This is a genomic window from Streptomyces sp. NPDC053665, assembly GCF_055585285.1.
This window is the reverse complement of sequence record NZ_JBVJKK010000003.1, coordinates 398210-421265: the sequence shown is the minus strand read 5'-3', so window position 1 is coordinate 421265 and position 23056 is coordinate 398210. Positions and strand designations below refer to the sequence as shown.

Here is a 23056-nt window from a genome sequence, read left to right as displayed (position 1 = left end):
GCCCGGGTCGGAGACGGCCCCGTGGCCCCGCGGCGGGGTGCCGTCCGCCTCGCCGCGCTTCCCGCCCTCGCCCTGCTGCTCGCCGGCTGCGGGATCCGGGCCACCGAGGTGCCGACGAACTTCGGGCCCGCGCCCTCACGGGTGCAGTGCTCGCTGTCCGAGGCCGACACGGCGACCCAGGCCGCCCGCGGCCTGCCGGTCCGGGTGTTCCTGCTGTGCGGGTCCTCGCTGGTGACCGTCGACCGGACCGTGCGGGTCGCGGACGGCGCGGCCGACTCCGAGCGGCGCCTGCTGGTGGCGCAGGGGCTGCTGGACCAGCTCGCGACGCCGCCGTCACCGGCCGAGAAGGAGGCCGGCTACAGCACCGACGTCCGTGAGGGCATCACCGCCGGCGGGCCCCGGCCCGGCGACCCGGAGGACACCCTGCGGCTGAGCACGGCCCCCGACAGCCTCACCTCGTACGCCCTGGCGCAGATCGTGTGCACCTTCTCCGACTCGGCGGCGGCCCAGGGCGACGGCTCGGTGGTCCTCGGCGGACCCGGCGCCGTTCCCCCGCGCCGCTACGAGTGCACCGAGGAGGTCCGGGCCCGTCCGGGCAGCAACGAACCGCCGTCGAAGGACGCGGCCGGGGAGTGAACCGGCCGGGCCCCGCCGGGCTGTGGCGCATGCCTCACCGCTGCGCGGAGGCCCGGCGCGGAACCGATCCGGCCGGACGCGGCGTCTTGGGGGGCGTGCAGCGTCAAGGCTCCATCGGCGGCAGCGCCGCGTTCCGCATCCGGGTGACAGGAGGTGTCCTCCTCGTCGCACACCTGGCGTTCGTCGCCTGGTTCACGCTGCGGCCGCTGGACGTGCCCTGGGTGATGCCGGCCAATCTGCGGCCGTTCGACGGGGTCAGGGCCGATCTCGTCCTGGGCTGGCCCGCGGCGGCCCGCAGCATCGGGGAGAAGCTGGCGCTGCTGGCGCCGCTGGGCGTGCTGCTGCCGCTGGTGGCCGGCAGGCTGACCGTCTCCCCGCTGGCGTCCCTGCTGCGCACGGTCACGGCCGGGGCCCTGCTGTCGACCGTCATCGAGCTGCTGCAGACCGGGGTTCCCGGTCAGGTCGTCGACGTCGACTCGCTGTTCCTGAACACCGCGGGTGTCGCCCTCGCGCACGTGGCCCTGGTTCCGGCCGGCCGCTCCTGGCTGCGCCGCCACGCGGTACGTCCGGGCCGCGCGACCCCGGTCATTCCGGAGCCGGCTCAGGGTCGGACCCCGACGATTCCCAGGGTCGGGATCGCCCCGTGGAGCGACGCTTTGCCCCCTTCGTCTCCGTAGTGTCGAGGGCAGATGGGGTACTCGCACCGGAGACCTCACCGCCCGACGCTGAAGGAGACGCACATGTCCCGCCTCGCCCGCCCCACCCACGGCCGCATGATCGGCGGAGTGTGCGCCGCACTGGCACGGCGCTTCGGCACGTCCGCGACGACGATGCGGGTGATCTTCCTGGTCTCGTGTCTGCTGCCCGGCCCGCAGTTCCTGCTGTACATCGCCCTGTGGATCCTGTTCCCCTCGGAGAGCAAGGTGCAGAGCAAGGCGCAGACGGCCTGGTGACGCCGCCGTCGCGCGAACGCCGATGGGGCGCACCCCCGTTGCGGGGGTGCGCCCCATCGGCGTGTGGTGTCCGCCCGGGCGGGAGGGCTCAGCCCACCGGCACGCCGTTCACCGGCAGGCCGTGGGTGGGCAGGTTCTGCACCGGCAGTCCGCCGAGCAGCTTGGCGGCCGGGCCGGTCGGCCCCTCGGCGAGCAGCTGCTCGGCGACCGGCTGGGCGGCGGCGAGACCGGCACCGGCCGCCGTCTGTCCCTGGCCCAGCGCCTCGGCCGAGCCCGGCAGCGTCTGGGAGAGCTGCTCCGCCGGGAGCGCCGTGGTGACGGTCTTCAGCGCCTGGGCGGTGTCGGGGAGGGAGGAGGCCGCGTCGGCGGCACCCGCACCGGTGGCGGCGAAGGCGGCACCGAGCGCGGCGACACCGAGGGACTTGACAGCAGACTGCTTCATGAAATGCGTCCTCGAAAAGGGATGACGGGGATGTGAGCGGTCCAGCGACGTTAAACACCGCGCGCCGCATGCCGCAAACATCGAAATGCGGACGAATGGTGAACGCGTTCCGCACTCCTCGGCCCCGGCACCCCGCGCATCACTTCCCCGAAGGCGCAGAACCGCTGGTGGAAGCCGTCTGCCGGAACAGCCATTCGGATTTCAGCTCGGCATATCCGGGCTTGATCACGTCATTGATCATCGCCAGTCGTTCATCGAAAGGAATGAACGCTGATTTCATCGCATTGACGGAGAACCACTGCATGTCGTCGAGCGTGTAGCCGAAGGCCTCGACAAGGTGCTCGAATTCCCGGCTCATGCTGGTGTGGGACATCAGGCGGTTGTCCGTGTTGACCGTGGCGCGGAAGTGCAGCCGGCGCAGCAGCCCGATGGGGTGCTCGGCGTACGAGGAGGCCGCCCCCGTCTGGAGGTTGGAGCTCGGGCACAGCTCCAGCGGGATGCGCTTGTCCCGGACGTAGGAGGCCAGCCGGCCGAGTTCGACGCGGCCGTCCTCGTGGACCTGGATGTCGTCGATGATGCGGACGCCGTGCCCGAGCCGGTCGGCGCCGCACCACTGGAGCGCCTGCCAGATGCTGGGCAGTCCGAAGGCCTCGCCGGCGTGGATGGTGAAGTGGTTGTTCTCGCGCTTGAGGTACTCGAAGGCGTCCAGGTGCCGGGTGGGCGGGTAACCGGCCTCGGCGCCCGCGATGTCGAAGCCGACGACGCCCAGGTCCCGGTAGCGGTTGGCCAGTTCGGCGATCTCCAGGGCGCGGGCCGCGTGCCGCATGGCGGTGAGCAGGGCGCCGACGCGGATGCGCGCGCCGTTGTCCCGGGCGCGCCGCTCGCCTTCCCGGAAGCCCTCGTTGACGGCCTCGACGACCTGCTCCAGGCTCAGCCCGCCCTCCAGGTGCTGCTCGGGGGCGTAGCGCACCTCGGCGTAGACGACGCCGTCCGCGGCGAGGTCCTCGGCGCACTCGGCGGCCACCCGCACGAGGGCGTCGCGAGTCTGCATGACGCCGACCGTGTGGGAGAAGGTCTCCAGGTACCGCTCCAGGGAGCCGGAGTCGGCGGCCTCGCGGAACCAGAGGCCGAGCTTGTCCGGATCGGTGTCGGGGAGCTGGGTGTATCCGGTGTCACGGGCGAGTTCCACGACCGTGGCGGGGCGCAGTCCGCCGTCGAGGTGGTCGTGCAGCAGAACCTTGGGCGCCCGCCGGATCTGGTCCGGTGTCGGGGTGTTCGCGATGGTCTGGCTCGTCATTTCCGCACTCTAACTCCTACGCGCGTAGAGGGCGCGTGCTCGTCGCTTGACGTTTTCGCCGATACGTAACGGTGACCCCGAGGACGGGTGGCGTACACCCGCCCTTCTGACACTGTTCTGTCATGGCAGACCAAGCGACGCCGGCGCGCAGGGCCCGGCTGGGAAGGGCACTGGGCCCGGAGCCGGAGGCGGTGAGCGGTGCCGTGCTGCTGCTGCCCGGGGGCGAGGAGGTCTCCGGCCGCAGACCGTCCCCGCTGCTGGCGACCGCGTCCGTCCGCGCCCTCGGGCGCAGGCTGGCCCGCGCGGGCCGGGAGGACGGCCTCGCCACGCACGTGGTGCACTACCGCCTGCGCGGCTGGAACGGCGACGAGGCCGATCTCGCGCGGGACGCCGCCTGGGCGGTGGACGAGGTGGTGCGGCGGTACGGGGACGTCCCGGTGTGCCTGGTGGGACTCGGCATGGGCGGGCGGGCCGGGCTGCGGACGGGCGGACACGAGGCCGTCAACTCCGTGGTGGCGCTTGCCCCCTGGCTTCCCGCGGAGGACGTGGCGGCGCCACCCGAACCGGTGAAGCAGCTGGCGGGGCGTCAGGTGCTGATCGTGCACGGCACCCACGACGCGCGCACCGACCCGGAGCTGTCGTTCCGGTTCGCGGCGCGGGCGAAGAAGGCGAACCGGGACGTGTGCCGGTTCGAAGTCCACGCCGACGGGCACGGGTTGACCCAGTACCGGGACGAAGTGCTGGCGCTGACCGAGGACTTCGTGATGGGCGCGCTGTTCGGCAGGCCGGTGTCGCGGCCCGTGCGGGACGCGCTGGCCGCACCGCCGCCGCTGGGGTTGCGGATGCCGTTGGCCGCGGGGTTCAGCCCCGCCCGGCGGTAGCGCCCCTTCAGGTGGGGAGCAGGCTGCCCCTCCTGGAGAGCAGGAACTTCTTGAAGGCCGCCACCGGGGGTGTGTCCGGATGGCCCTGGAGCCAGGCGACACCGATCTCGCGGACGGCTCTCGGGGCCGTGACGGTCAGTTCGACGACACCGGGGCGGGGGACGGCCGGCGGAGGCAGCAGGGCGACCCCGAGACCGGCCGCCACCAGACCCCGCAGGGTCTCGGCCTCCTCCCCCTCGAAGGCGATCCGGGGCCGGAAGCCGGCCTCCTTGCAGAGGTCGTCGGTGATGCGGCGCAGGCCGTAGCCGGGCTCCAGGGTGACGAACGTTTCCTCGGCGGCCTCGGCCAGGCGGATGCGGCGGCGCCCGGCCAGGGCGTGGTCGGCCGGGACGACCAGGCGGAGCTTCTGCTCGTCCAGGCGGCGGGCCACCAGGTCGGGCGCGTCGGGCACCGGGGACGTCAGGCACAGGTCGAGTTCGCCCGCCCTGAGACGTTCGAGCATGGCCTCGCCGTAGTTCTGGACGAGACTGAAGCGGACCCGGGGGTGGTCGGCGCGGAAGGCGTGCAGGAGACCGGGGACCGTCTCGGCGCCCATGGTGTGCAGGAACCCGAAGGCGACCTTGCCGCTGGTGGGGTCGGCGTCGGCGCGGACCTCCTCGGCGGCCCGCTCGATCTCGGCCAGGGCGCGTTCGACGGAGGTGAGGAAGGTGCGGCCGGCCGGGGTGAGGGAGACCGTGCGGCCGCGCCGGGCGAACAGGTCGACCCCGAGGTCCTGTTCCAGACGGGCCAGGGACCGGGACAGGGTGGACTGCGGGACGCCCATCTCCTGGGCGGCCCGCGTGACGTGCTCGGTACGGGCCACGCCGGCGAAGTACGCCAGGCGCGGGGCCAGCACCCTGGACATCTCCGCGGTGTCTTCTGTGTCACTGGACGGTGACAGGCGCCGCCCTGAACTCGCTTGATGCACCATGGGAATGATTATGACCGTTCCATGCATTGGACGGATCAGTACGGCGGTCCGTACGTTCGAGGCATGTCTCCCGCCAGTACCGGGGCGTCCACCGTCGTGGGCGCCGATGCCGCTGTCCCTGCCGCCGACTCCCGCATGGTCCCGGGCGGGCCCGGGTACCGCCGGATGAGCTTCGCCCTCTTCCTCGCCGGTGTCGCGACCTTCGCGCTGCTGTACTCGACCCAGGCCCTGCTCCCGCTGATCTCCGGCGAGTTCGGGGTGGCGGCGAGCGACGCGAGCTGGACGGTGGCCGCCGCGACGGGCGGGCTGGCGCTGTTCGTCCTGCCGATGAGCGCGCTGTCGGAGCGTTTCGGACGGCGCACGGTCATGACGGCCTCGCTGGCCGTGGCGGTGACCGTGGGCGTGCTGGTGCCCCTCGCCCCCTCCCTCGGCGCGCTGATCGCGCTGCGGGCGCTCCAGGGCGCCGCCCTGGCGGGGCTGCCCGCGTCGGCGACCGCGTACCTCGCGGAGGAGGTGGGTCCCAGGGCTCTGGTGACGGCCATCGGGCTGTTCGTCGCGGGCAACAGCGTCGGCGGGATGAGCGGCCGGGTCATCACCGGCTGGGTGGCGCAGGAGTGGGGCTGGCGGATCGCCGTCGCGGTGATCGGCGTGATCGCGGTGGCCTGCGCGGTGGCCTTCCGGCTGCTGCTGCCCGCCCCGCGGCACTTCCGGGCCGGCTCCCTGCGCCCGCGCGTCCTGGCGCGGACCGTCCGCGACCACCTGTCCGACCCGCTGCTGCGCCGGCTGTACGCGATCGGCGCGCTGTTCATGACGGTGTTCGGCGGGGTCTACACGGTCATCGGCTACCGGCTGACCGAGGCGCCCTTCTCCCTGCCCCAGGGCATCGTCGGCTCGATCTTCCTCGTCTACCTCGTCGGCACGGTCTCGGCGTCCACGGCGGGGCGCCTGGTGGGCCGGCTGGGCCGGCGCGGCGCGCTGTACGCGGGCGGCGCCACGACGGCCGCGGGCCTGCTGCTGTCCCTGGCCGGGTCGCTGCCCCTGGTCCTGCTGGGCCTGGTCCTCATCACGGCGGGCTTCTTCGCGGGCCACGCGGTGGCCTCCTCGGCGGTGAGCAGGACCGCCGCGCACGGCCGCGCCCAGGCCTCCGCGCTGTACCAGTCCGCGTACTACATCGGCTCCAGCGTCGGCAGCACGGCCGGCGCGGCCGCCTTCCACGCGGGCGGCTGGGCCGGGACGGTCGGGGTCGGTCTGCTGGCCGTGCTCGGGGTCGTGGCGATCACCGTCCTCGGCACCCGGGCCGCCCGCGCCGAGCGCCGGCTCGCCGCGGCGGTGTGACGCCGGGAGGCTCCTGCGGCGTTCCGGATCACCTGCTCCGAGCTGCGCTTTCCTGCGCTCGGGGGGCCGTTGTCAGTGGGCTGCGGTAGCTTCCGAAGTGCTGGGGCGCAATGGCGCGTGAACAGAACGTCCACAGGGGTGGGTGGAGATGGCGAACAGCACGGCGGCACCGACGGACCTGGACACCAGGCTGGAGGCACACCGCACCGAGCTGACGGGTTACTGCTACCGGATGCTCGGCTCCTCCTTCGAGGCCGAGGACGCGGTGCAGGACACGATGGTCCGCGCCTGGCGCAGCTACGACAAGTTCGAGGGCCGCTCCAGTCTGCGTTCCTGGCTCTACCGCATCGCGACGAACGTGTGCCTGGACATGCTGACCGCGGGCAACAAGCGCGCCCGGCCCATGGACCTGACCGAGTCCACCCCGCTCGCCCGGGCGGCCCTCTCGCCCCGCCCGGACAACACCTGGCTGGAGCCCATGCCGGACGCCCGTGTGCTGCCGACGACCGACGACCCGGCGGAGGCGGCCGTGGCCAAGGAGTCCGTGCGGCTGGCGTTCATGGCCGCCCTGCAGCAGCTCCCCGCCAAGCAGCGGGCCGTGCTGATCCTGCGCGAGGTGCTGGCGTGGCGGGCGAGCGAGGTCGCCGAGCTGCTGGGCACGTCCGTCGCGTCGGTCAACAGCGCGCTGCAGCGGGCCCGCGCCACCCTCGCCGAGCGGCAGCAGCCGGGCGCCGACGCGGCCGTCTCCGACCCGCTGGACGAGGACCAGCAGAAGCTGCTGGACCGCTATGTGGCGGCCTTCGAGGGCTACGACATGACGGCGCTGACCGCGCTGCTGCACGAGGACGCCATCATGACGATGCCGCCGTTCGACCTGTGGCTGACCGGCGCCGACGACATCACGGGCTTCATGACCACCCTGGGTGCGCCCTGCGCGGGCTCACGACTGGTGCCGGTGCAGGTCAACGGCCTGCCGGGCTTCGCCCAGTACAAGCCGGACCCGGAGAAGGGCGGCTTCACCCCGTGGGCCGTCCAGGTCCTGGAGGTCTCAGACGGCCGGATCACCGGATTCCACTGCTTCCTCGACACCCAGCGCTGGTTCCCCCTCTTCGACCTGCCCCTCCACCTCGAAGCGGAGGCCGACCAGGTCGAGCAGGGCGCATAGCGCCGGATCCGGATCGCGCAGCCGTATCCGCCCCCCGGCGCGCCGGGCGGCCAGCTGCAGGCGCGCCAGCAGGTCGACGGCGGCCAGACCCGGCGGCCCGAGGCCCCCGACGTCACAGACCACGACCCGGGCACCGCCGCCCCGCAGCAGTGCCCGCACGTCGTCGCTCAGCCCCCTCACCTCGTCCCGGTCGACGGGGCCGGGCAGTACGAGCACGGGCGGTGTCATGGCGTCCACGAGCGGTAGACCGGGCGGGGGGCGGTAACTCATCGCGGCAGGCCTTCCTCTGAGCGGCGCACCGGCCCCGTGCGCGCTGTGAACATCACATTGACCTCGGCACGGCCCGCCCCGGAGGGTTGGCTGTATGCCCCATGCATCTGCCCCGCCCGCGCCGACCGATGCCCGTCGCACCGGTGAGGCGGTGCCGTGCAGGGAGTGCTGAGCGGCTTCGCGGTGATCGCCGTCGTCATCGGCGTCGGCTATCTGATCGGCCGCCGGGGGTATCTGGGCAGCGGCGGACGCGAGGTGCTGACGAAGCTCGCCTTCCACGTGGCGTCCCCCGCCCTGCTCTTCACGACCCTGGCCGGGGCCGACCTGTCGGTGGTCTTCTCCGACCGGCTGCTCGTCACCGCCCTGAGCACGGCGGCGGTGGCCGGCGTCTTCGCGGCGGCCGGTGCCGTACGGGGCTGGGGTGTGGGCCGGACGACGATCGGCGCGCTGTGCGCCGGCTACGTCAACTCCGGCAACCTCGGCATCCCGATCGCCGTGTACGTGCTGGGCGACGTGTCGCTGGTGGCGCCGGTGCTGCTGTTCCAGCTGGTCGGCGTCACCCCCGTCGCCCTCACCGTCCTGGACCTGGCGAGCGGCGGGCACAGGCGGCCCCTGTGGCAGCGGCTGCTCACGCCCCTGCGCAACCCGATCGCGGTGGGGTCGCTGGCGGGCGTGGCGGTGTCGGCGTCGGGGCTGCCGGTGCCGGGCCCGCTGCTGGACCCCCTGACCCTGATCGGCAACATGTCGGTGCCGGCGGTCCTGCTGGCGTTCGGCATCTCCCTGCGGGGCAGCACCCTGCCGCTGCGCGGCGCGGAACGCGGGCCCGTCCTGCTCGCGGTGGCGCTCAAGGCGGTCGTCCAGCCCCTGACGGCCTGGGCCCTGGCGGTGGGCGTCTTCGGCCTGCACGGGGCGTCGCTGCTGGACGTGGTGGTGACGTCGGCCCTGCCCGCGGCCCAGAACCTCTTCACCTACGCGAGCAGCTACCGGGTGGGCGAGGTGCTGGCGAGGGAGGCGATCCTGCTGTCGACGGTGGCGGCGGTGCCGGTCCTGGTGGTGGTGGCGGCCGTGTTGGGGTGACCCGGAACAGGAACGGGACCGGCGGGGGTCCACCGGTCCCGTTCACCCCGAAGGGAAACCGCCTGGTCAGGCGATGCGCTCCAGGACCACCGGGGAGGCGCTGAAGTCCGTGCCCGGGGCCGCCACGTCGTAGGAGCCCTCGACCGCCTGGAGGGCGTAGTCGAAGCGCTCGGGGGTGTCCGTGTGGAGGGTCAGCAGGGGCTGGCCCTCGGTGACCGTGTCGCCCGGCTTGGCGTGCATCTCGACGCCCGCGCCCGCCTGCACCGGGTCCTCCTTGCGGGCGCGGCCCGCGCCCAGGCGCCACGCGGCGACGCCGATGTCGTAGGCGTCGAGGCGGGTGAGGACACCCGAGGCCGGGGCCTTGATCACGTGCTGCTCGCGGGCCACCGGCAGGGCCGCGTCCGGGTCGCCGCCCTGGGCCGCGATCATGCGCCGCCAGATGTCCATCGCGGAGCCGTCGGCCAGGGCCCTGGCCGGGTCGGCGTCCTTCACGCCGGCCGCGTCGAGCATCTCGCGGGCCAGGGCGACCGTCAGCTCGACCACGTCCGCCGGGCCGCCGCCCGCCAGGACCTCCACGGACTCGCGGACCTCCAGCGCGTTGCCCGCGGTCAGGCCGAGCGGGGTGGACATGTCGGTGAGCAGCGCGACGGTCCGCACGCCGTGGTCGGTGCCCAGGCCGACCATGGTGGAGGCCAGCTCGCGGGCGTCCTCGATGGTCTTCATGAAGGCGCCGGTGCCGACCTTCACGTCCAGCACGAGCGAGCCCGTGCCCTCGGCGATCTTCTTGGACATGATCGAGGACGCGATCAGCGGGATCGCCTCGACGGTGCCGGTGACGTCGCGCAGCGCGTAGAGCTTCTTGTCGGCGGGGGCCAGACCGTCACCGGCGGCGCAGATGACCGCGCCGGTGGTGTCGAGGACGTCCAGCATCTCCTCGTTGGACAGCAGGGCGCGCCAGCCGGGGATGGACTCCAGCTTGTCCAGGGTGCCGCCGGTGTGGCCGAGGCCGCGGCCGGACAGCTGCGGGACGGCCGCGCCGCAGGCCGCGACCAGCGGGGCCAGCGGCAGGGTGATCTTGTCGCCGACACCGCCCGTGGAGTGCTTGTCGGCGGTCGGGCGGGACAGGGACGAGAAGTCCATGCGCTCGCCGGAGGCGATCATCGCGGCCGTCCAGCGGGCAATCTCGCGCCGGTTCATGCCGTTGAGCAGGATCGCCATGGCGAGCGCGGACATCTGCTCGTCGGCGACCTCCCCGCGGGTGTACGCGTCGATGACCCAGTCGATCTGCTCGTCGCTGAGCTCGCCGCGGTCCCGCTTGGTGCGGATGACGGAGATGACGTCCATGGCCATGGCTTGGCTTCCTTCCGAGGGTTGCAGAAACCGCACGGCCCCCCTGAGCCGGTCGCTTGGGCAACTCAGGGGGGCCGGGCGGGCGTTACTTGGCGAGGTGTTCCGGGCCGAAGGCCTGGGGCAGCATGCGGGACAGCGGCAGGATGCCCTCCGGGGTCTCCAGCAGCAGGTCCGGGCCGCCGAACTCGTGGAGCAGCTGGCGGCAGCGTCCGCACGGCACGAGCGTGGCACCGTCGCGGTCGACGCAGGTGAAGTGCGTCAGCCGGCCCCCGCCGGTGTTGTGCAGCTCCGAGACCAGGCCGCACTCGGCGCACAGACCGAGCCCGTACGAGGCGTTCTCGACGTTGCAGCCGGAGATGATCCGTCCGTCGTCGACCAGGGCCGCCACACCGACCGGGTAGCCCGAGTACGGGGCGTACGCCCGGGACATGGCGTCCCGGGCCACCGCGCGCAGCTTCTCCCAGTCGGCGGCGGGGCCGGCCCCGGTCACTTGCCCTGCCCCTTCCGGTACGGCAGTCCGTCCGCCTTGGGCATCCGCAGCCGTTGCGCGGACAGCGCGAGGACGATCAGCGTGATGACGTACGGCGTGGCGGAGACGACCTGGTTGGGGACCTCGTCGGTGGTGGCGTACCAGGCGAACACCAGGGCGGCGACCACCGCGGTGATGATCGACGGGGCGTACTTCTTGCGGATCACCAGCCAGATCGCGCCGATGATCAGCAGCAGCGCGCCGAGCAGCAGCAGGGCGTGCACGTTGGCGGAGCCGCCGCGCAGGTTGAGGCTGTCGGTGTAGCCGAACAGGCCGGCGCCGAGGGCGAGGCCGCCCGGCATCCAGTTGCCGAAGATCATCGCCGCGAGGCCGATGAAGCCGCGGCCGCTGACCTGGCCCTCCAGGTAGAAGGGGTTGGCGACGATGGACAGGAAGACACCGCCGAGGCCGGCCAGACCGCCGGAGATGACGACGGCGATGTACTTGTACTTGTAGACGTTCACACCGAGGGACTCGGCGGCCACCGGGTTCTCGCCGCAGGAGCGCAGCCGCAGGCCGAAGGCCGTGCGCCACAGGATCCACCAGGTGCCTGGGATCAGCGCCACGGCGATCAGGGTCAGCCAGGACACGTTGGTGACCAGGCCGCCGAGCAGGCCGGCGATGTCGGAGACGAAGAACCAGCCCTGGTTGTTGAGGTCGCGCAGGGCGTCGGACAGGCCCGGCACCGTGAAGTGGCCGAGGGACTCCACCGCCGGGGACTGCTTGGCCGAGCCGCCGGTGTGGCCCTCGAAGGCGAGGGGCGCGAGGTAGCGGGTGGCGCCGAGGGCGAGGATGTTGATGGCCACACCGGAGACGATGTGGTTGACGTTGAAGGTGACGGTGACGAAGGCGTGCAGCAGGCCGCCGATCGCGCCACCGAGGATGCCGACCAGGACACCGGTCCACGGGCCCCACTGGAAGCCGGCCCAGGCGCCGAACCAGGTGCCGAGGATCATCATGCCCTCGAGGCCGATGTTGACCACGCCCGCGCGCTCGGCCCACAGACCGCCGAGCCCGGCGAGGCCGATCGGCACGGCGAGCTGGAGGGCGGTGGACATCTGGCTGACGTTGGTGATGCCGTCGGCGCCGGTGATCAGGCGCACGATCGAGGTGAGCGCCAGTCCGCCGGCGATGATCAGCAGCAGGACGGGCCACGACAGGCGGCGGCCGGTCGGCGCCGCGGGCTGCAGCGTGGGCTGGTTGACGTCGATCGCCGAGGTAGGAGCGGTCATCGGCCAGCCACCTCCTTCGTGTTCTGGGCGCCGAGGACGTGGCCCGCGGCGAGTTCGGCGCCGACGCGGCGCTGCTGGCGGCGCAGGCCCCATTCGCGGACGGCCTCGTAGGAGACGACGACGGAGAGGACGATCAGGCCCTGCATGATGACCGCGATCTCCTTGTCGTAGCCGTGGAAGTCCAGCTCCGGGGAGGCCTTGTCGAGCCAGGCCCACAGCAGGGCGGCGAAGGCGATGCCGACGGGGCTGTTGCGGCCGAGCAGGGCGATGCCGATGCCGAGGAAGCCGATGCCGGTGGGGAAGTTCAGGCTGTAGGTGTGGGTGTCGCCGAGCAGGATCGGCAGGCCGGCCAGGCCCGCGATGCCGCCGGAGATCAGCATGGCGCTGAGCACCATGCGCCGGGGGTCCACACCGCTGGCCGCGGCGGCGGTCTGCGAGGCGCCGGAGGCGCGCAGGTCGAAGCCGAAGCGGGTGCGGTTGAGGACGACCCAGTAGCCGATGCCGAGCAGCACGGCCAGCAGCACCAGGCCGTAGATCTCGCCGGCGTCGCCCATCGGGATGCCGGGGATCCAGCCGGACTCGTGCATCTCGCCGGTGGTGTTGTTGTTGCCGACCTTGACGCCGAAGACGTCCGGCAGCCACAGATAGGCGATCACGGAGGTGGCGATCGCGTTGAGCATGATCGTGGCGACGACCTCGCTGACCCCGCGGGTGACCTTGAGGACACCGGCGATGCCGGACCAGAACGCGCCGGTGAGGACGGCCGTCAGGAGCAGCAGCGGGACCTGGAGCGCGGCGGGCAGGTTCATGTGGGCGCCGACGACGGCGGCCATCATGGCGCCGAGCTGGTACTGGCCGTCGACGCCGATGTTGAACAGGTTCATGCGGAAGCCGATGGCCACCGCCAGGGCCGCGATGTAGTACATCGAGGCCTGGTTGATGATCAGCACCTGGATGTCCGAGAAGCCGATCTGCTCGAACATCAACGCGAAGGGCTCGACGGGGTTCTTGCCCGACGCGATCAGCACGATCGCGCTCAGGACGAAGGCCACGGCGAGCGCGATGACCGGCCCGGCCACCGCCAGGAGCACGCGCTCCTTGTCGAACTTCTTCATCAGCGGGCCTCGTCTTCCGGAGACTCGGGGGCGTCTGCCTTCGAGATCTCGGGGGTCTCGTCGTGCGCGAGGTGCCCGGTGGCGGCACCGGTCATGGCCGAGCCGAGCTCCTCGGGGGTGATGGTGGCCGGGTCGGCGTCCGCGACCAGCTTGCCGTTGTAGATCACGCGCAGCGTGTCGGACAGGCCGATCAGCTCGTCGAGGTCGGCGGAGATCAGCAGCACGGCCAGGCCCTCGCGGCGGGCCTCGCGGATGTGGTCCCAGATGGCGGCCTGCGCGCCGACGTCCACGCCGCGGGTGGGGTGGGCGGCGATGAGGAAGCGCGGCTTATGGCTCATCTCGCGGCCGACGATCAGCTTCTGCTGGTTGCCGCCGGACAGGGAGGCCGCGGTGACGTCGATGCCGGGGGTGCGGACGTCGTACTCGGTGACGATCCGGCGGGTGTCCTCCTGGGCCGCCTTCGGGTCCAGCCAGACGCCCTTGGCGAGGGGCTTCTCGGTGACGTGGCCGAGGATGCGGTTCTCCCAGAGGGGCGCCTCCAGGAGGAGGCCGTGGCGGTGGCGGTCCTCGGGGATGTAGCCGATGCCCTGCTCGCGGCGCTTGCGGGTGGGCCAGGCGGTGATCTCCTCGTCGGCGAGCCGGATCGTGCCGCTGTCCGGGGACCGCAGGCCGATGAGCGCGTCGACGAGTTCGGTCTGCCCGTTGCCCTCGACGCCGGCGATGCCGAGGACCTCGCCGGCGTGGATGGTGAAGCTGATGTCGTCGAGGAGGGCCTTGCCGCCGGGGGCCGCGAGGCGCACCCGGTCGACGGTGATGACCGGGCGGTCGGTGACCGTGGACTCGGCCGTCTCGGGCGTGGGCAGCTCGCTGCCGACCATCATCTCCGCGAGCTGACGGGGCGTCGTCTCGGACGGGACGGCGGTGCCGACGGTGGTGCCGCGGCGGATGACGGTGATCTCGTCGGCGACGGAGAGGACCTCGCCGAGCTTGTGCGAGATGAAGATGACCGACAGGCCCTCGGACTTCAGTTCGCGCAGGTTGGCGAAGAGGGCGTCGACCTCCTGCGGCACGAGGACCGCGGTCGGCTCGTCCAGGATGAGGGTGGTCGCGCCGCGGTAGAGGACCTTGAGGATCTCCACGCGCTGGCGGGCGGCGACACCGAGCTCCTCGACCATCCGGTCGGGCTCGACGCCGAGGCCGTAGCGGTCGGAGAGCTCCTTGATCTTGCGGCGGGCCTTGGCGCCGATGCCGTAGAGCTTCTCGCTGCCGAGCGCCACGTTCTCCAGGACCGTGAGGTTGTCGGCGAGCATGAAGTGCTGGTGGACCATGCCGATGCCGCGGGCGATGGCGTCGGCCGGCGACGAGAAGGCGACCTGCTGCCCGTCGACGGCGATGGTGCCCTCGTCCGGCTTCTGCATGCCGTAGAGGATCTTCATCAGCGTCGACTTGCCGGCGCCGTTCTCACCGACGAGGGCGTGCACGGTGCCCTTGCGGACGCTGAGGTGGATGTCGTGGTTGGCCACGACACCGGGGAAACGCTTGGTGATCCCGGCGAGCTCGACGGCGGTCACCGAATCGTTGACCGCCGCTCCGGCCGGAGGGCTGCTGGACGCGTTGATGGCGCACTCTCCTGGGGACGGGGGCCGTCTACGCGCGTAGCGCCCCTACGGCATACAAAGGGGTCGGCGACCCGCGGCGACGGGGCACGAGGAGCGGCCTCCCCGTACCCCGTCGAGCGGACGCAACCCCCGGGGGTTACCGCCTGCTGCGAGGCAGTCGCTCGTCAGCTGCTCTTGACCTTGATCTCGCCGCTGATGATCTTCTCCTTGGCCGTCTTGATGGCTTCCTGGAGCTCGGCGTCGTCCGCGAACTTCGGGTTGGAGTTCGACAGGCTCACCTCGCCGGTCTTCAGATCGCCACGAACGATACCGGTCTCGGGCTTGCCGTCCTCGACCGACTTCGCCAGGTTGTACACCGCCTTGGCGACATCCTTCATCGCCGAGGTCAGGATCGAGTCCTTGTACTTGGCGAGGGCTTCCTGCTGGTACTGGTCGGAGTCGACACCGATGGCCCACACCTTGTTGGCGGCGGCGGCCTCGATGACGCCCTGACCGGACAGGCCGGCGGCCGCGTAGACGACGTCCGCCTTCTTCTCGATCTGGCCCTCGGCGGCGGTCTTGCCCTTGTCGGGGCTGGAGAACCCGCCCTCCTCCGCCGTCTGGGTGAGGTACTGGGAGAGGACCTTGGCCTTCGGGTTCGTGTCCTTGACGCCCTGCGCGAAGCCCGCCTGGAACTTGTGGATCAGCGGGATGTCCACGCCGCCCACGAAGCCGACCACGTTCGACTTGGTGCTCTTGGCGGCGGCGACGCCGGCCAGGTAGGAGGCCTCCTCCTCGCTGAAGACCAGGTCCGCGACGTTCTTGGCCTCGATGGTGGAGTCGTCGACGATGCCGAAGGTGGTGTCCGGGAACTTCTCGGACGCGCCCTTGATGGCCGCGGCGTACGCGTAGCCCACGCCGATCACCGGGTTGTAGCCCTGCTTGGCCAGGGACGCCAGGCGCTGCTCCTTGTCGGCGTCCGTCTCGCCCTCGGTGGGCTCCAGGTCGGCCGTCTTGTAGCCGAACTCCTTCTTCGCCTGCTCCAGGCCCGCGAAGGCGGCGTCGTTGAAGGACTGGTCGCCCTTGCCACCGACGTCGTAGGCGATGGCGAGGCCCTTGTCGCCGCCCTTCGACTCCGAGGACCCGGAGGTCGAGGTGCCGCCGCAGGCGGAGAGCGCGAGGGCCAGGGAGGCGGTCGCTGCGCCTGCGACCGTGATCCGGGAAATCCGGCGCATGTGTGGGTGCTCCTGTCGTACAACCGAGGTCGCACAGCGCCGGGACGGTTCAGCTTCAGCGCTGGCTTCGCCGCAGATTAACGCGCGTAGACCTGCCTGAAAACCCCTTCTGTCCACCTTGTTATCCGCCCGTGCCCAAGCCATCACCGGGTCCCGGCCCCGGTGTTGCCGACCGCAAACGGGGGGTGGCGCTGGGTGATCCGGTGCCCGGTTCCGCGGCTCCCGGCCGCCGGCACGCGAAGCGGGCGGGCACCAGGGGTGCCCGCCCGCTCCATGTGCTGCGTCTACGGCGTCGTCACTCGGTGTTGACCTTGATCGAGCCGTCGTCGATGCCTTCCTTGGCCTTGGCCACGGCGTCCTTCAGGCCCGGGACCTTCGCGTACTCCGGGTTGGACTCCGACAGGCCCACGCCGTTGACCTTCAGGTCGAAGGTCTGGGTGCCGGTCAGCGGCTTGCCGTCGTGGACCGACTTGGACAGCGTGTAGACCGCACCGCCGACGTCCTTGAGCGCGGAGGTGAGGATGTAGTTCTTGTACGGCGCGAGAGCGGCCTGCTTGTACTGGTCGGAGTCGACGCCGATCGCCCAGACCTTCGCCTTGGCGGCGGCCTCGATCACGCCCTGGCCGGACAGGCCGGCCGCGGCGTACAGCACGTCGGCCTTCTTCTCGATCTGGCCCTCGGCGGCGGCCTTGCCCTTGTCGGGGCTGGAGAAGCCGCCCTCCTCCGCCGTCTGCGTCAGGTACTGCGACAGGACCTTCACCTTGGGGTTGGTGTCCTGCACGCCCTGCTTGTAGCCGGCCTCGAACTTGTGGATCAGCGGGACGTCGACACCGCCGATGAAGCCGACCACGTCGGACTTCGTCGCCTTGGCGGCCGCGACACCGGCGAGGTAGGAGGCCTGCTCCTCGGCGAAGACGAGGGAGGCGACGTTCTTGCCCTCGACGACCGAGTCCACGATGCCGAAGGTGGTCTTCGGGTACTTGGCGGCCACCGCCTTCATCGCCGGGCCGTAGGCGAAGCCCACGCCGATGACGGGGTTGTAGCCCTGCTTGGCCAGCGACGCCAGGCGCTGCTCCTTGTCGGCGTCCGTCTCGCCCTCGGTGGGCTCGATGTCGGCCGTCTTGTAGCCGAACTCGTCCTTGGCCTTGGTCAGGCCCGCGTAGGCGGCGTCGTTGAAGGACTGGTCGCCCTTGCCGCCGACGTCGTAGGCGATGGCCACGCCGCGGTCGTTGCTGTCGCTGTCGTTGCTGTCACTGCTGGTGCCGCCACACGCCGTGGCGACGAGCCCGAGCGACGCGACCCCCACCGCGATTCGGGCCATCCTGGAAATCCGACGCATCTGAAGTTCCCCATTCTCCAAAGCCCCGCAGTGGGTGCTCGGTTCGGCGCACATTAACGCGCGTAGACACTCCTGGGAACGGTTCGCCGCGGGGCCGTTATCCATTCGTGCCGATGGCCGGTTACGCCCTTGTGAACCACGGGTTCGAACGGGGTCGAAAGGTGTACTCGGGCACACGGCGCGTGCCTGCTCGTCACGGGCACCAGGCTGCCCCCGGGGTGCGGGGGGCGCAACCGGGGGCTGTGCGTGGGGTGACGGGCGGTCCCCGGGTGGGGGTCGTCCTGTGCGGCGGGGTCGTGGCCGGTCGCGCAGTTCCCCGCGCCCCTTGTGGGGCATGGCGTGTGCCCGGGGCGCGGGGCGTTGCCGTGGGTCGTCGTCCTTGTGCGGCTGCGTCGTGGCTGGTCGCGCAGTTCCCCGCGCCCCTTGTGGGGCATGGCGTGTGCCCAGGGCGCGGGGCGTTGCCCGTGGGTCGTCGTCCCGGTGCGGGGGCGTCGTGGCTGGTCGCGCAGTTCCTCGCGCCCCTTATGGGGCATGGCCACCGCCCGGGCTACGGGGTTCGGGGCGTCCCCGGGTGGTCGTCGTCCCGGTGCGGCGGCGTCGTGGCTGGTCGCGCAGTTCCCCGCGCCCCTTATGGGGCGGTGCAGCACCGCGTGCGCCCAGGCGGGGCGGGGGCGCGTGGGGCCCGCGCCCCTGGTGGGGTCGTGTCAGCGCAGGGCGTTGACCAGGGCCGCTGCTGTGAAGAGTTCGACGCCTACCGTGATGGCCGACTCGTCGACGTCGAAGTCGCCCTGGTGCAGGTCGCGGACGTGGCGCTCGCCCGGGGTGCGGACGCCCAGGCGGGCCATCGCGCCGGGGACGTGCTCCAGGTACCAGGAGAAGTCCTCGCCGCCGAGGCTCTGCTCGGTGCTCTCGACGGACTCGACGCCGCGCCGGGCGATCATGGCCTCGCGCAGCAGCTCGGTCACGCCCGGCTCGTTCACCACCGGCGGGACGCCGCGCACGTAGTTGATCTCCGACTTGGCCCGGTGCAGGTTGGCGATCTCGTCGATCGCGCCCACCACCACGTCGGGGGCCTGCCGCCACGCCTCGAGGTCGAGGCACCGGACCGTGCCGGAGAGCTCGGCGTGCTGCGGGATGACGTTCGGGGCGTGGCCCGACTCGATGCGGCCCCAGGTGATGGCGAGTCCGCTGCGGGTGTCGAACCGCCGTCCGACCAGGGCGGGCACGTCGGTGACCACGCGGGCCGCCGCCGTGACCAGGTCGGTCGTCAGGTGCGGGCGGGCGGTGTGGCCGCCCGGGCCGTCCAGGCCGATCTCCAGCCGGTCGCAGGCGGAGGTGATGGGGCCCTCGCGCAGGCCGATCCGGCCCGCGTCGACACGGGGGTCGCAGTGGACCGCGATGATCGCGCCGACCCCTTCCAGCGCACCGCACTTGATGGCGTCGGCGGCGCCGCCCGGCAGCACCTCCTCGGCCGGCTGGAAGATCAGCCGGACGGGGCGCGGCAGTTGGCCCCGCCGGTGCAGCTCGGCGAGGACCAGACCGGCGCCGAGGACGACGGTGGTGTGCACGTCGTGGCCGCAGGCGTGGGCGCGGTCGGGCACGGTGGAGCGGTACGGGCAGTCCGCCTTCATGTCCGGGATGGGCAGGCCGTCGATGTCGGCGCGCAGGGCGAGCATGCTGGGTCCGCCCTCCCACTGGTCGCCCTCCAGGCCGATGTCACAGACCAGGCCCGTCCCCACGGGGAGGACGCGTGGCCTGAGGCCGGCCCGCTCCAGCCGCTCCTTGATCGCGGCGGTGGTGCGGAACTCCTGGTTGCCCAGCTCCGGGTGCATGTGCAGGTCGCGCCGGAACGCGATGAGCTCGGCGCGCAGAGCGTCGGGCAGCGCGCCGGGGAGCTCGGCTCCCCCAGGAAGATCGACCTCGGACTCCAGTGACATCAATTGCTTCACCCTTTGAAGGGTAGGGCGCCAGGGCGGTCTGCTGACCCTCGATCACAAAAACTTCAACCCGTTAGGGGAGGAAAATCTGACCGCCGGACGCATAGGTATCAACTGAGATGGGTAACCTGCCTGCCTTTTGGGCCCCGCGGGTGCACGCCATCCCACGGAGTGTGACATCCCGCACTCGTGCATCACTCCGGTATCCCTCCATCCTCTTCCACGTCTACCACGCCCCGCGCGCCGAACACCGCCGTCTTTCACCGACCGGACGCAGTTCCGGATCAGGAGGCCGCCAGTCCGACCTGGCCCTGCCTCGCGGTGACGGTGCCGGCGCCGCCCCCGGCTTCGGCCGGGCCCGGGCGGTCCCGGCCCGCCGGAGGGAGGCGGTGGGCGTCGCGGGCCGAGTCGGTGACCCCGGTGAGGAAGCCCTGGGCCCGGGGGGAGGCCGTGTCGGTGAGCCAGGCCGGGTCGATGTCGCAGACCGCGACCCGCACGCCCGTGCCGGAGAGGGCGAGCGGCAGGGTGTGCACGACCGTGGAGGGGAAGCTGACGACGGTGCGGCCGATGGGGCCGCGCCGGGCGATGAGTTCGAGCGGCAGTTCCGGGCGGACGATCTCCAGGCCCGTCTCGACCGCGAGGCGGTGCAGCTTCTCGGTGCTCTCGCGGCGGTGGGCGAAGTAGCGCGTGGCGCCGTGGGCGGCGGCCAGGGCGCGGACCGCCTCCAGGTAGCGGCCGTCGTCGACCACTCCCGTCTCCACCAGGGACGTGCCCACCATGTCCGCGCCCTTGGTGATGCGGGGCGGACCGAACCGGGCGCGGGTCCAGGCGAAGGTGTGGGCGCTGACGGTCACGCCCGGGGGGACCTGGGACATCGGCATGGAGGAGAAGATCTCCACCCGGCGTCCGCCGCCCGGGGTCAGGCGGCGCCGGGCGGCGGACGACACCGGGGCGAGGAGCACGTCCCGGGGGCCGGGGCGGCCGCCCTTGCGGTGCCAGCGCACCAGCCGTTCGCCCCGGGCCAGCTGGCCGACGAACTCCATCGTGGCGGTGCCGTCGTCGACGACGACCAGGTCGCGGGCGCGGGCGATCGTCAGCAGCAGCTGGACGTAGCGGGAGAAGGGGTCCCCCAGCACGATCCGGCGGGCCCGGCGCAGCAGCCCGGCCAGGCCGCCGATGGTCTGGAAGGGCGCCAGCGGGCCGCCGCGCGCCTCCTCCCAGCGGACCTCGTGCCCCTCGTCGCGGGCCAGGTCGGACATCCGCCGCAGCTGGCCGCGCGTCATCGGGTCGACGGGTGACAGCACCACGAGGGTGAGCCCCACGCCGGGCGCGTGCGCGTGCGCCCACTCCAGCACGTTCAGCAGCTGTACCGGACTCTCGACGAAGGCGAGGGTGTGGGGGCCGGCGTTCCCGGCGCGGGGGCTCATCGACGTACGACCGTCCCGTCGTAGGGGGTGGTGGGGTGGGTGCTCAGACGCCGACCGGCTCGCCCGCCGCCGTGGCGATCTCCGCCTCGGCGACCACGCCGGCGACCCGGCGCAGCTTCTTCATCGGGGCCAGCTCGGAGTCGTAGACCTTCTTCACGCCGTCGCCGAGGGAGGCCTCGATGGTGCGGATGTCGCGGACCAGGCGGGTCAGGCCCTGCGGCTCGACGGAGGCGGCCTGGTCCGAGCCCCACATGGCGCGGTCGAGGGTGATGTGGCGCTCGACGAAGGTGGCGCCCAGGGCGACCGCGGCGAGGGTGGTCTGCAGGCCGGTCTCGTGGCCGGAGTAGCCGATCGGGACGTTCGGGTACTCCTGCTGGAGGGTGTTGATCACGCGCAGGTTGAGCTCCTCGGCCTTCGCCGGGTAGGTCGAGGTGGCGTGGCACATCAGGATGTTGTCCGAGCCGAGGACCTCGACGGCGTGGCGGATCTGCTTCGGGGTCGACATGCCGGTGGAGAGGATCACCGCGCGGCCGGTGGCCCGCAGGGCGCGCAGCAGCTCGTCGTCGGTGAGGGAGGCGGAGGCGACCTTGTGGGCGGGGACGTCGAACTTCTCCAGGAAGGCGACGGCCTCGGTGTCCCACGGGGAGGCGAACCAGTCGATGTTCTTGGACGTGCAGTACTCGTCGATGGCGCGGTACTCGTCCTCGCCGAACTCCACGCGGTGGCGGTAGTCGATGTAGGTCATCCGGCCCCAGGGGGTGTCGCGCTCGATGTCCCACTGGTCGCGCGGGGTGCAGATCTCCGGCGTGCGCTTCTGGAACTTCACCGCGTCGCAGCCGGCCTCGGCGGCGGCGTCGATCAGCTTGAAGGCGTTCTCGAGCTCGCCGTTGTGGTTGATGCCGATCTCGCCGCAGACGTAGACCGGGCGGCCCGGGCCGACCTCGCGCGAACCGAAGGTGCGGATGCGGGAGTTGGTGCTCATGGCGTGGGGTGTCCTTACCTGGTGAGGGAATCGAGAGAGGGGCCGAGGATCCAGCTGGCGATCTCTCGGATCGCGCCGTCGCCACCGGGGACGGTGGTGACCGCGCGTGCGGCGCCGCGCACGACGTCGTGGGCGCTCGCGACCGCCACGGGCCAGCCCACGAGGGCGAAGCACGGGAGGTCATTGACGTCGTTGCCGACGTAGAGCACGCGCTCCGGCGCGATGCCCTGCTCCTCGCACCACTGCTTCAGCGCGAGGTCCTTGCGGTCGATGCCGTGCAGCACCGGGAGCCTGAGCTTCCGGGCCCTGGCGGCGACCACCGGGTTCTGCTCCGTGGACAGGATCAGCATCCTCAGGCCGCTCCTGCGGAGGGCCGCGATGCCGAGTCCGTCCCCGCGGTGCACGGAGACGAACTCCCGTCCGTCGGAGTCGATCAGCACCCGGTCGTCGGTCTGGGTGCCGTCGAAGTCGAGGACGACCGCGTCGATGTCGTCGGCGGTCGGGAGGGCGCCGGGCCGCTCCGCGTCGAACAGCGGCGCGAGGGCCCGGGCGCGGGCCAGGTCGTGCGGGTCGTCGATCTCCAGCACGCGGGCGGGGTCGGTGCGGACCAGCTCGGTGCGGCCGAAGAAGCGGTGGCCGTGCTCGCGGAACCCGGCCGCGTCCATGGCGTAGGCGGCGCCGGTCTCCAGGAGGTCCTGGGGGCGGTCCTGGCGGCGGGGCCGGAAGGACTTGTCGTGGTTGACGCCGTAACCGCCGCCCACGGCCGCGTCGTTCTCCGCGACGGGGCCGGCCGCGAGCTCGTCGTCGGCGTCCCGCCAGACGAACCCGTGGAAGGGCGCGACGGTGACCGCGGTGTCGGCGCCGTTCACGGCGACCGCCCCGGCGACCGAGTCGATGTCCTCGCGGACCAGGAACGGGCTGGTGCACTGCACGAGCAGGACCACGTCCACCGGGGCGCCGTGCAGGGCCTCGTGGGCGTCCATGGCGTGCAGGACGGCGGCCTCGGAGGTCGCGGTGTCCCCGGCGATGGCGGCGGGGCGCAGCACCACCTCGGCGCCCGCCTCGCGGGCGGCGGCGGCGATGGCCTGGTCGTCGGTGGAGACCACGACGTCCGTCACGAGCCGCGCGGAGCGGCACTCGCGCACCGCCCGGGCCACCAGGGGCACGCCGCCGACCGGGAGGAGGTTCTTCGCGGGCACGCCCTTGGAGCCGCCGCGCGCGGGGATCACCGCGAGCACCCGGCGTACCGCCGGGGCGGCCGGGCCCGCTTCCGAGTGGGACATGGA

Annotated in this window: 22 protein-coding genes; 7 read left to right on the top strand and 15 right to left on the bottom strand. The window is 72.2% G+C overall.

What is annotated here, in order from left to right; all coding sequences use genetic code 11:
* Nucleotides 1–21: 21 nt before the first annotated feature.
* From ACZ6ZN_RS14900 to ACZ6ZN_RS14890, 3 genes are all read left to right on the top strand, one after another.
* Complete coding sequence (locus ACZ6ZN_RS14900) at nt 22–636, top strand: hypothetical protein (RefSeq protein WP_469646281.1); 615 nt, start codon at nt 22–24, stop codon at nt 634–636.
* Nucleotides 637–731: 95 nt separating this feature from the next.
* Nucleotides 732–1313, top strand: a complete 582-nt coding sequence (locus tag ACZ6ZN_RS14895; protein WP_469646279.1) for a VanZ family protein — start codon at nt 732–734, stop codon at nt 1311–1313.
* A 63-nt stretch (nt 1314–1376) separates the two neighbouring features.
* On the top strand, nt 1377–1589 hold the full coding sequence (locus ACZ6ZN_RS14890) for a PspC domain-containing protein (RefSeq protein ID WP_369197003.1): 213 nt from the start codon (nt 1377–1379) through the stop codon (nt 1587–1589).
* 88 nt (nt 1590–1677) lie between these two features.
* Here the strand turns inward: ACZ6ZN_RS14890 and ACZ6ZN_RS14885 are convergent, their stop codons facing one another.
* The gene (locus ACZ6ZN_RS14885) at nt 1678–2031 is read right to left on the bottom strand and encodes an ATP-binding protein (RefSeq protein ID WP_398106881.1); all 354 of its coding nucleotides are present in this window, start codon (nt 2029–2031) and stop codon (nt 1678–1680) included.
* Between the two features lie 139 nt (nt 2032–2170).
* Nucleotides 2171–3328 carry an adenosine deaminase gene (locus ACZ6ZN_RS14880; protein WP_469646275.1) on the bottom strand — a complete coding sequence of 386 codons (1158 nt, stop codon included), beginning with the start codon at nt 3326–3328 and terminating at the stop codon, nt 2171–2173.
* A gap of 122 nt (nt 3329–3450) precedes the next feature.
* On the opposite strand from ACZ6ZN_RS14880, the gene ACZ6ZN_RS14875 reads away from it, so the two are divergent.
* Nucleotides 3451–4209 carry an alpha/beta hydrolase gene (locus ACZ6ZN_RS14875; RefSeq protein ID WP_469646272.1) on the top strand — a complete coding sequence of 253 codons (759 nt, stop codon included), beginning with the start codon at nt 3451–3453 and terminating at the stop codon, nt 4207–4209.
* A gap of 7 nt (nt 4210–4216) precedes the next feature.
* On the opposite strand, the gene ACZ6ZN_RS14870 is transcribed toward ACZ6ZN_RS14875, so the two are convergent.
* Nucleotides 4217–5179 carry a LysR family transcriptional regulator gene (locus ACZ6ZN_RS14870; protein ID WP_469646269.1) on the bottom strand — a complete coding sequence of 321 codons (963 nt, stop codon included), beginning with the start codon at nt 5177–5179 and terminating at the stop codon, nt 4217–4219.
* 63 nt (nt 5180–5242) lie between these two features.
* On the opposite strand from ACZ6ZN_RS14870, the gene ACZ6ZN_RS14865 reads away from it, so the two are divergent.
* Together ACZ6ZN_RS14865 and ACZ6ZN_RS14860 are read left to right on the top strand one after the other, a co-directional pair.
* Nucleotides 5243–6514, top strand: a complete 1272-nt coding sequence (locus ACZ6ZN_RS14865) for an MFS transporter (RefSeq protein WP_469646266.1) — start codon at nt 5243–5245, stop codon at nt 6512–6514.
* 148 nt (nt 6515–6662) lie between these two features.
* Entirely contained in the window at nt 6663–7679 is a 1017-nt protein-coding gene (locus tag ACZ6ZN_RS14860) for a sigma-70 family RNA polymerase sigma factor (protein ID WP_398106886.1), read from the top strand.
* Here ACZ6ZN_RS14860 and ACZ6ZN_RS14855 read toward each other — a convergent pair.
* Complete coding sequence (locus ACZ6ZN_RS14855; protein WP_451876621.1) at nt 7563–7949, bottom strand: STAS domain-containing protein; 387 nt, start codon at nt 7947–7949, stop codon at nt 7563–7565. The genes ACZ6ZN_RS14860 and ACZ6ZN_RS14855 overlap by 117 nt on opposite strands.
* A gap of 156 nt (nt 7950–8105) precedes the next feature.
* Between ACZ6ZN_RS14855 and ACZ6ZN_RS14850 the strand changes: the two genes are divergently transcribed.
* Nucleotides 8106–9026 carry an AEC family transporter gene (locus tag ACZ6ZN_RS14850; protein WP_469646262.1) on the top strand — a complete coding sequence of 307 codons (921 nt, stop codon included), beginning with the start codon at nt 8106–8108 and terminating at the stop codon, nt 9024–9026.
* A 66-nt stretch (nt 9027–9092) separates the two neighbouring features.
* Here the strand turns inward: ACZ6ZN_RS14850 and ACZ6ZN_RS14845 are convergent, their stop codons facing one another.
* The 11 genes from ACZ6ZN_RS14845 to ACZ6ZN_RS14795 form a co-directional block, all read right to left on the bottom strand.
* Nucleotides 9093–10370, bottom strand: a complete 1278-nt coding sequence (locus ACZ6ZN_RS14845; RefSeq protein WP_469646911.1) for a thymidine phosphorylase — start codon at nt 10368–10370, stop codon at nt 9093–9095.
* Nucleotides 10371–10461: 91 nt separating this feature from the next.
* Nucleotides 10462–10866, bottom strand: coding sequence for a cytidine deaminase (locus ACZ6ZN_RS14840; protein ID WP_398106889.1), 405 nt, complete (start codon nt 10864–10866; stop codon nt 10462–10464).
* Nucleotides 10863–12137 carry an ABC transporter permease gene (locus ACZ6ZN_RS14835; RefSeq protein ID WP_398106890.1) on the bottom strand — a complete coding sequence of 425 codons (1275 nt, stop codon included), beginning with the start codon at nt 12135–12137 and terminating at the stop codon, nt 10863–10865. Before ACZ6ZN_RS14835 ends, ACZ6ZN_RS14840 begins: the two co-directional genes overlap by 4 nt.
* The gene (locus tag ACZ6ZN_RS14830; RefSeq protein WP_398106891.1) at nt 12134–13252 is read right to left on the bottom strand and encodes an ABC transporter permease; all 1119 of its coding nucleotides are present in this window, start codon (nt 13250–13252) and stop codon (nt 12134–12136) included. Before ACZ6ZN_RS14830 ends, ACZ6ZN_RS14835 begins: the two co-directional genes overlap by 4 nt.
* The gene (locus ACZ6ZN_RS14825) at nt 13252–14823 is read right to left on the bottom strand and encodes an ABC transporter ATP-binding protein (RefSeq protein WP_469646258.1); all 1572 of its coding nucleotides are present in this window, start codon (nt 14821–14823) and stop codon (nt 13252–13254) included. Before ACZ6ZN_RS14825 ends, ACZ6ZN_RS14830 begins: the two co-directional genes overlap by 1 nt.
* A 212-nt stretch (nt 14824–15035) precedes the next feature.
* Nucleotides 15036–16085 carry a BMP family lipoprotein gene (locus ACZ6ZN_RS14820; RefSeq protein WP_398106893.1) on the bottom strand — a complete coding sequence of 350 codons (1050 nt, stop codon included), beginning with the start codon at nt 16083–16085 and terminating at the stop codon, nt 15036–15038.
* A gap of 295 nt (nt 16086–16380) precedes the next feature.
* Complete coding sequence (locus ACZ6ZN_RS14815) at nt 16381–17424, bottom strand: BMP family lipoprotein (RefSeq protein ID WP_469646255.1); 1044 nt, start codon at nt 17422–17424, stop codon at nt 16381–16383.
* 704 nt (nt 17425–18128) lie between these two features.
* On the bottom strand, nt 18129–19361 hold the full coding sequence (locus ACZ6ZN_RS14810) for a M20 family metallopeptidase (RefSeq protein WP_451876663.1): 1233 nt from the start codon (nt 19359–19361) through the stop codon (nt 18129–18131).
* A 284-nt stretch (nt 19362–19645) separates the two neighbouring features.
* Nucleotides 19646–20788, bottom strand: a complete 1143-nt coding sequence (locus ACZ6ZN_RS14805) for a hypothetical protein (RefSeq protein WP_469646253.1) — start codon at nt 20786–20788, stop codon at nt 19646–19648.
* A gap of 43 nt (nt 20789–20831) precedes the next feature.
* A complete protein-coding gene (locus ACZ6ZN_RS14800) occupies nt 20832–21770 on the bottom strand; it encodes an N-acetylneuraminate synthase family protein (RefSeq protein ID WP_469646252.1) in 939 nt (312 codons plus the stop codon).
* A gap of 14 nt (nt 21771–21784) precedes the next feature.
* Nucleotides 21785–23053: a cytidylyltransferase domain-containing protein gene (locus ACZ6ZN_RS14795; RefSeq protein ID WP_469646249.1), complete on the bottom strand. Its 1269-nt coding sequence runs from the start codon at nt 23051–23053 to the stop codon at nt 21785–21787.
* Between the last annotated feature and the right edge of the window lie 3 nt (nt 23054–23056).

Bases quoted from the DNA above. Each gene is read 5' to 3' on its own strand.
- ACZ6ZN_RS14890 (WP_369197003.1), top strand. From the start codon at position 1,377: ATGTCCCGCCTCGCCCGCCCCACCCACGGCCGCATGATCGGCGGAGTG.
- ACZ6ZN_RS14885 (WP_398106881.1), bottom strand. From the start codon at position 2,031: ATGAAGCAGTCTGCTGTCAAGTCCCTCGGTGTCGCCGCGCTCGGTGCC.
- ACZ6ZN_RS14880 (WP_469646275.1), bottom strand. From the start codon at position 3,328: ATGACGAGCCAGACCATCGCGAACACCCCGACACCGGACCAGATCCGG.
- ACZ6ZN_RS14875 (WP_469646272.1), top strand. From the start codon at position 3,451: ATGGCAGACCAAGCGACGCCGGCGCGCAGGGCCCGGCTGGGAAGGGCA.
- ACZ6ZN_RS14870 (WP_469646269.1), bottom strand. From the start codon at position 5,179: ATGGTGCATCAAGCGAGTTCAGGGCGGCGCCTGTCACCGTCCAGTGAC.
- ACZ6ZN_RS14865 (WP_469646266.1), top strand. From the start codon at position 5,243: ATGTCTCCCGCCAGTACCGGGGCGTCCACCGTCGTGGGCGCCGATGCC.
- ACZ6ZN_RS14860 (WP_398106886.1), top strand. From the start codon at position 6,663: ATGGCGAACAGCACGGCGGCACCGACGGACCTGGACACCAGGCTGGAG.
- ACZ6ZN_RS14855 (WP_451876621.1), bottom strand. From the start codon at position 7,949: ATGAGTTACCGCCCCCCGCCCGGTCTACCGCTCGTGGACGCCATGACA.
- ACZ6ZN_RS14845 (WP_469646911.1), bottom strand. From the start codon at position 10,370: ATGGACGTCATCTCCGTCATCCGCACCAAGCGGGACCGCGGCGAGCTC.
- ACZ6ZN_RS14835 (WP_398106890.1), bottom strand. From the start codon at position 12,137: ATGACCGCTCCTACCTCGGCGATCGACGTCAACCAGCCCACGCTGCAG.
- ACZ6ZN_RS14830 (WP_398106891.1), bottom strand. From the start codon at position 13,252: ATGAAGAAGTTCGACAAGGAGCGCGTGCTCCTGGCGGTGGCCGGGCCG.
- ACZ6ZN_RS14820 (WP_398106893.1), bottom strand. From the start codon at position 16,085: ATGCGCCGGATTTCCCGGATCACGGTCGCAGGCGCAGCGACCGCCTCC.
- ACZ6ZN_RS14815 (WP_469646255.1), bottom strand. From the start codon at position 17,424: ATGCGTCGGATTTCCAGGATGGCCCGAATCGCGGTGGGGGTCGCGTCG.
- ACZ6ZN_RS14810 (WP_451876663.1), bottom strand. From the start codon at position 19,361: ATGTCACTGGAGTCCGAGGTCGATCTTCCTGGGGGAGCCGAGCTCCCC.
- ACZ6ZN_RS14805 (WP_469646253.1), bottom strand. From the start codon at position 20,788: ATGAGCCCCCGCGCCGGGAACGCCGGCCCCCACACCCTCGCCTTCGTC.
- ACZ6ZN_RS14800 (WP_469646252.1), bottom strand. From the start codon at position 21,770: ATGAGCACCAACTCCCGCATCCGCACCTTCGGTTCGCGCGAGGTCGGC.
- ACZ6ZN_RS14795 (WP_469646249.1), bottom strand. From the start codon at position 23,053: ATGTCCCACTCGGAAGCGGGCCCGGCCGCCCCGGCGGTACGCCGGGTG.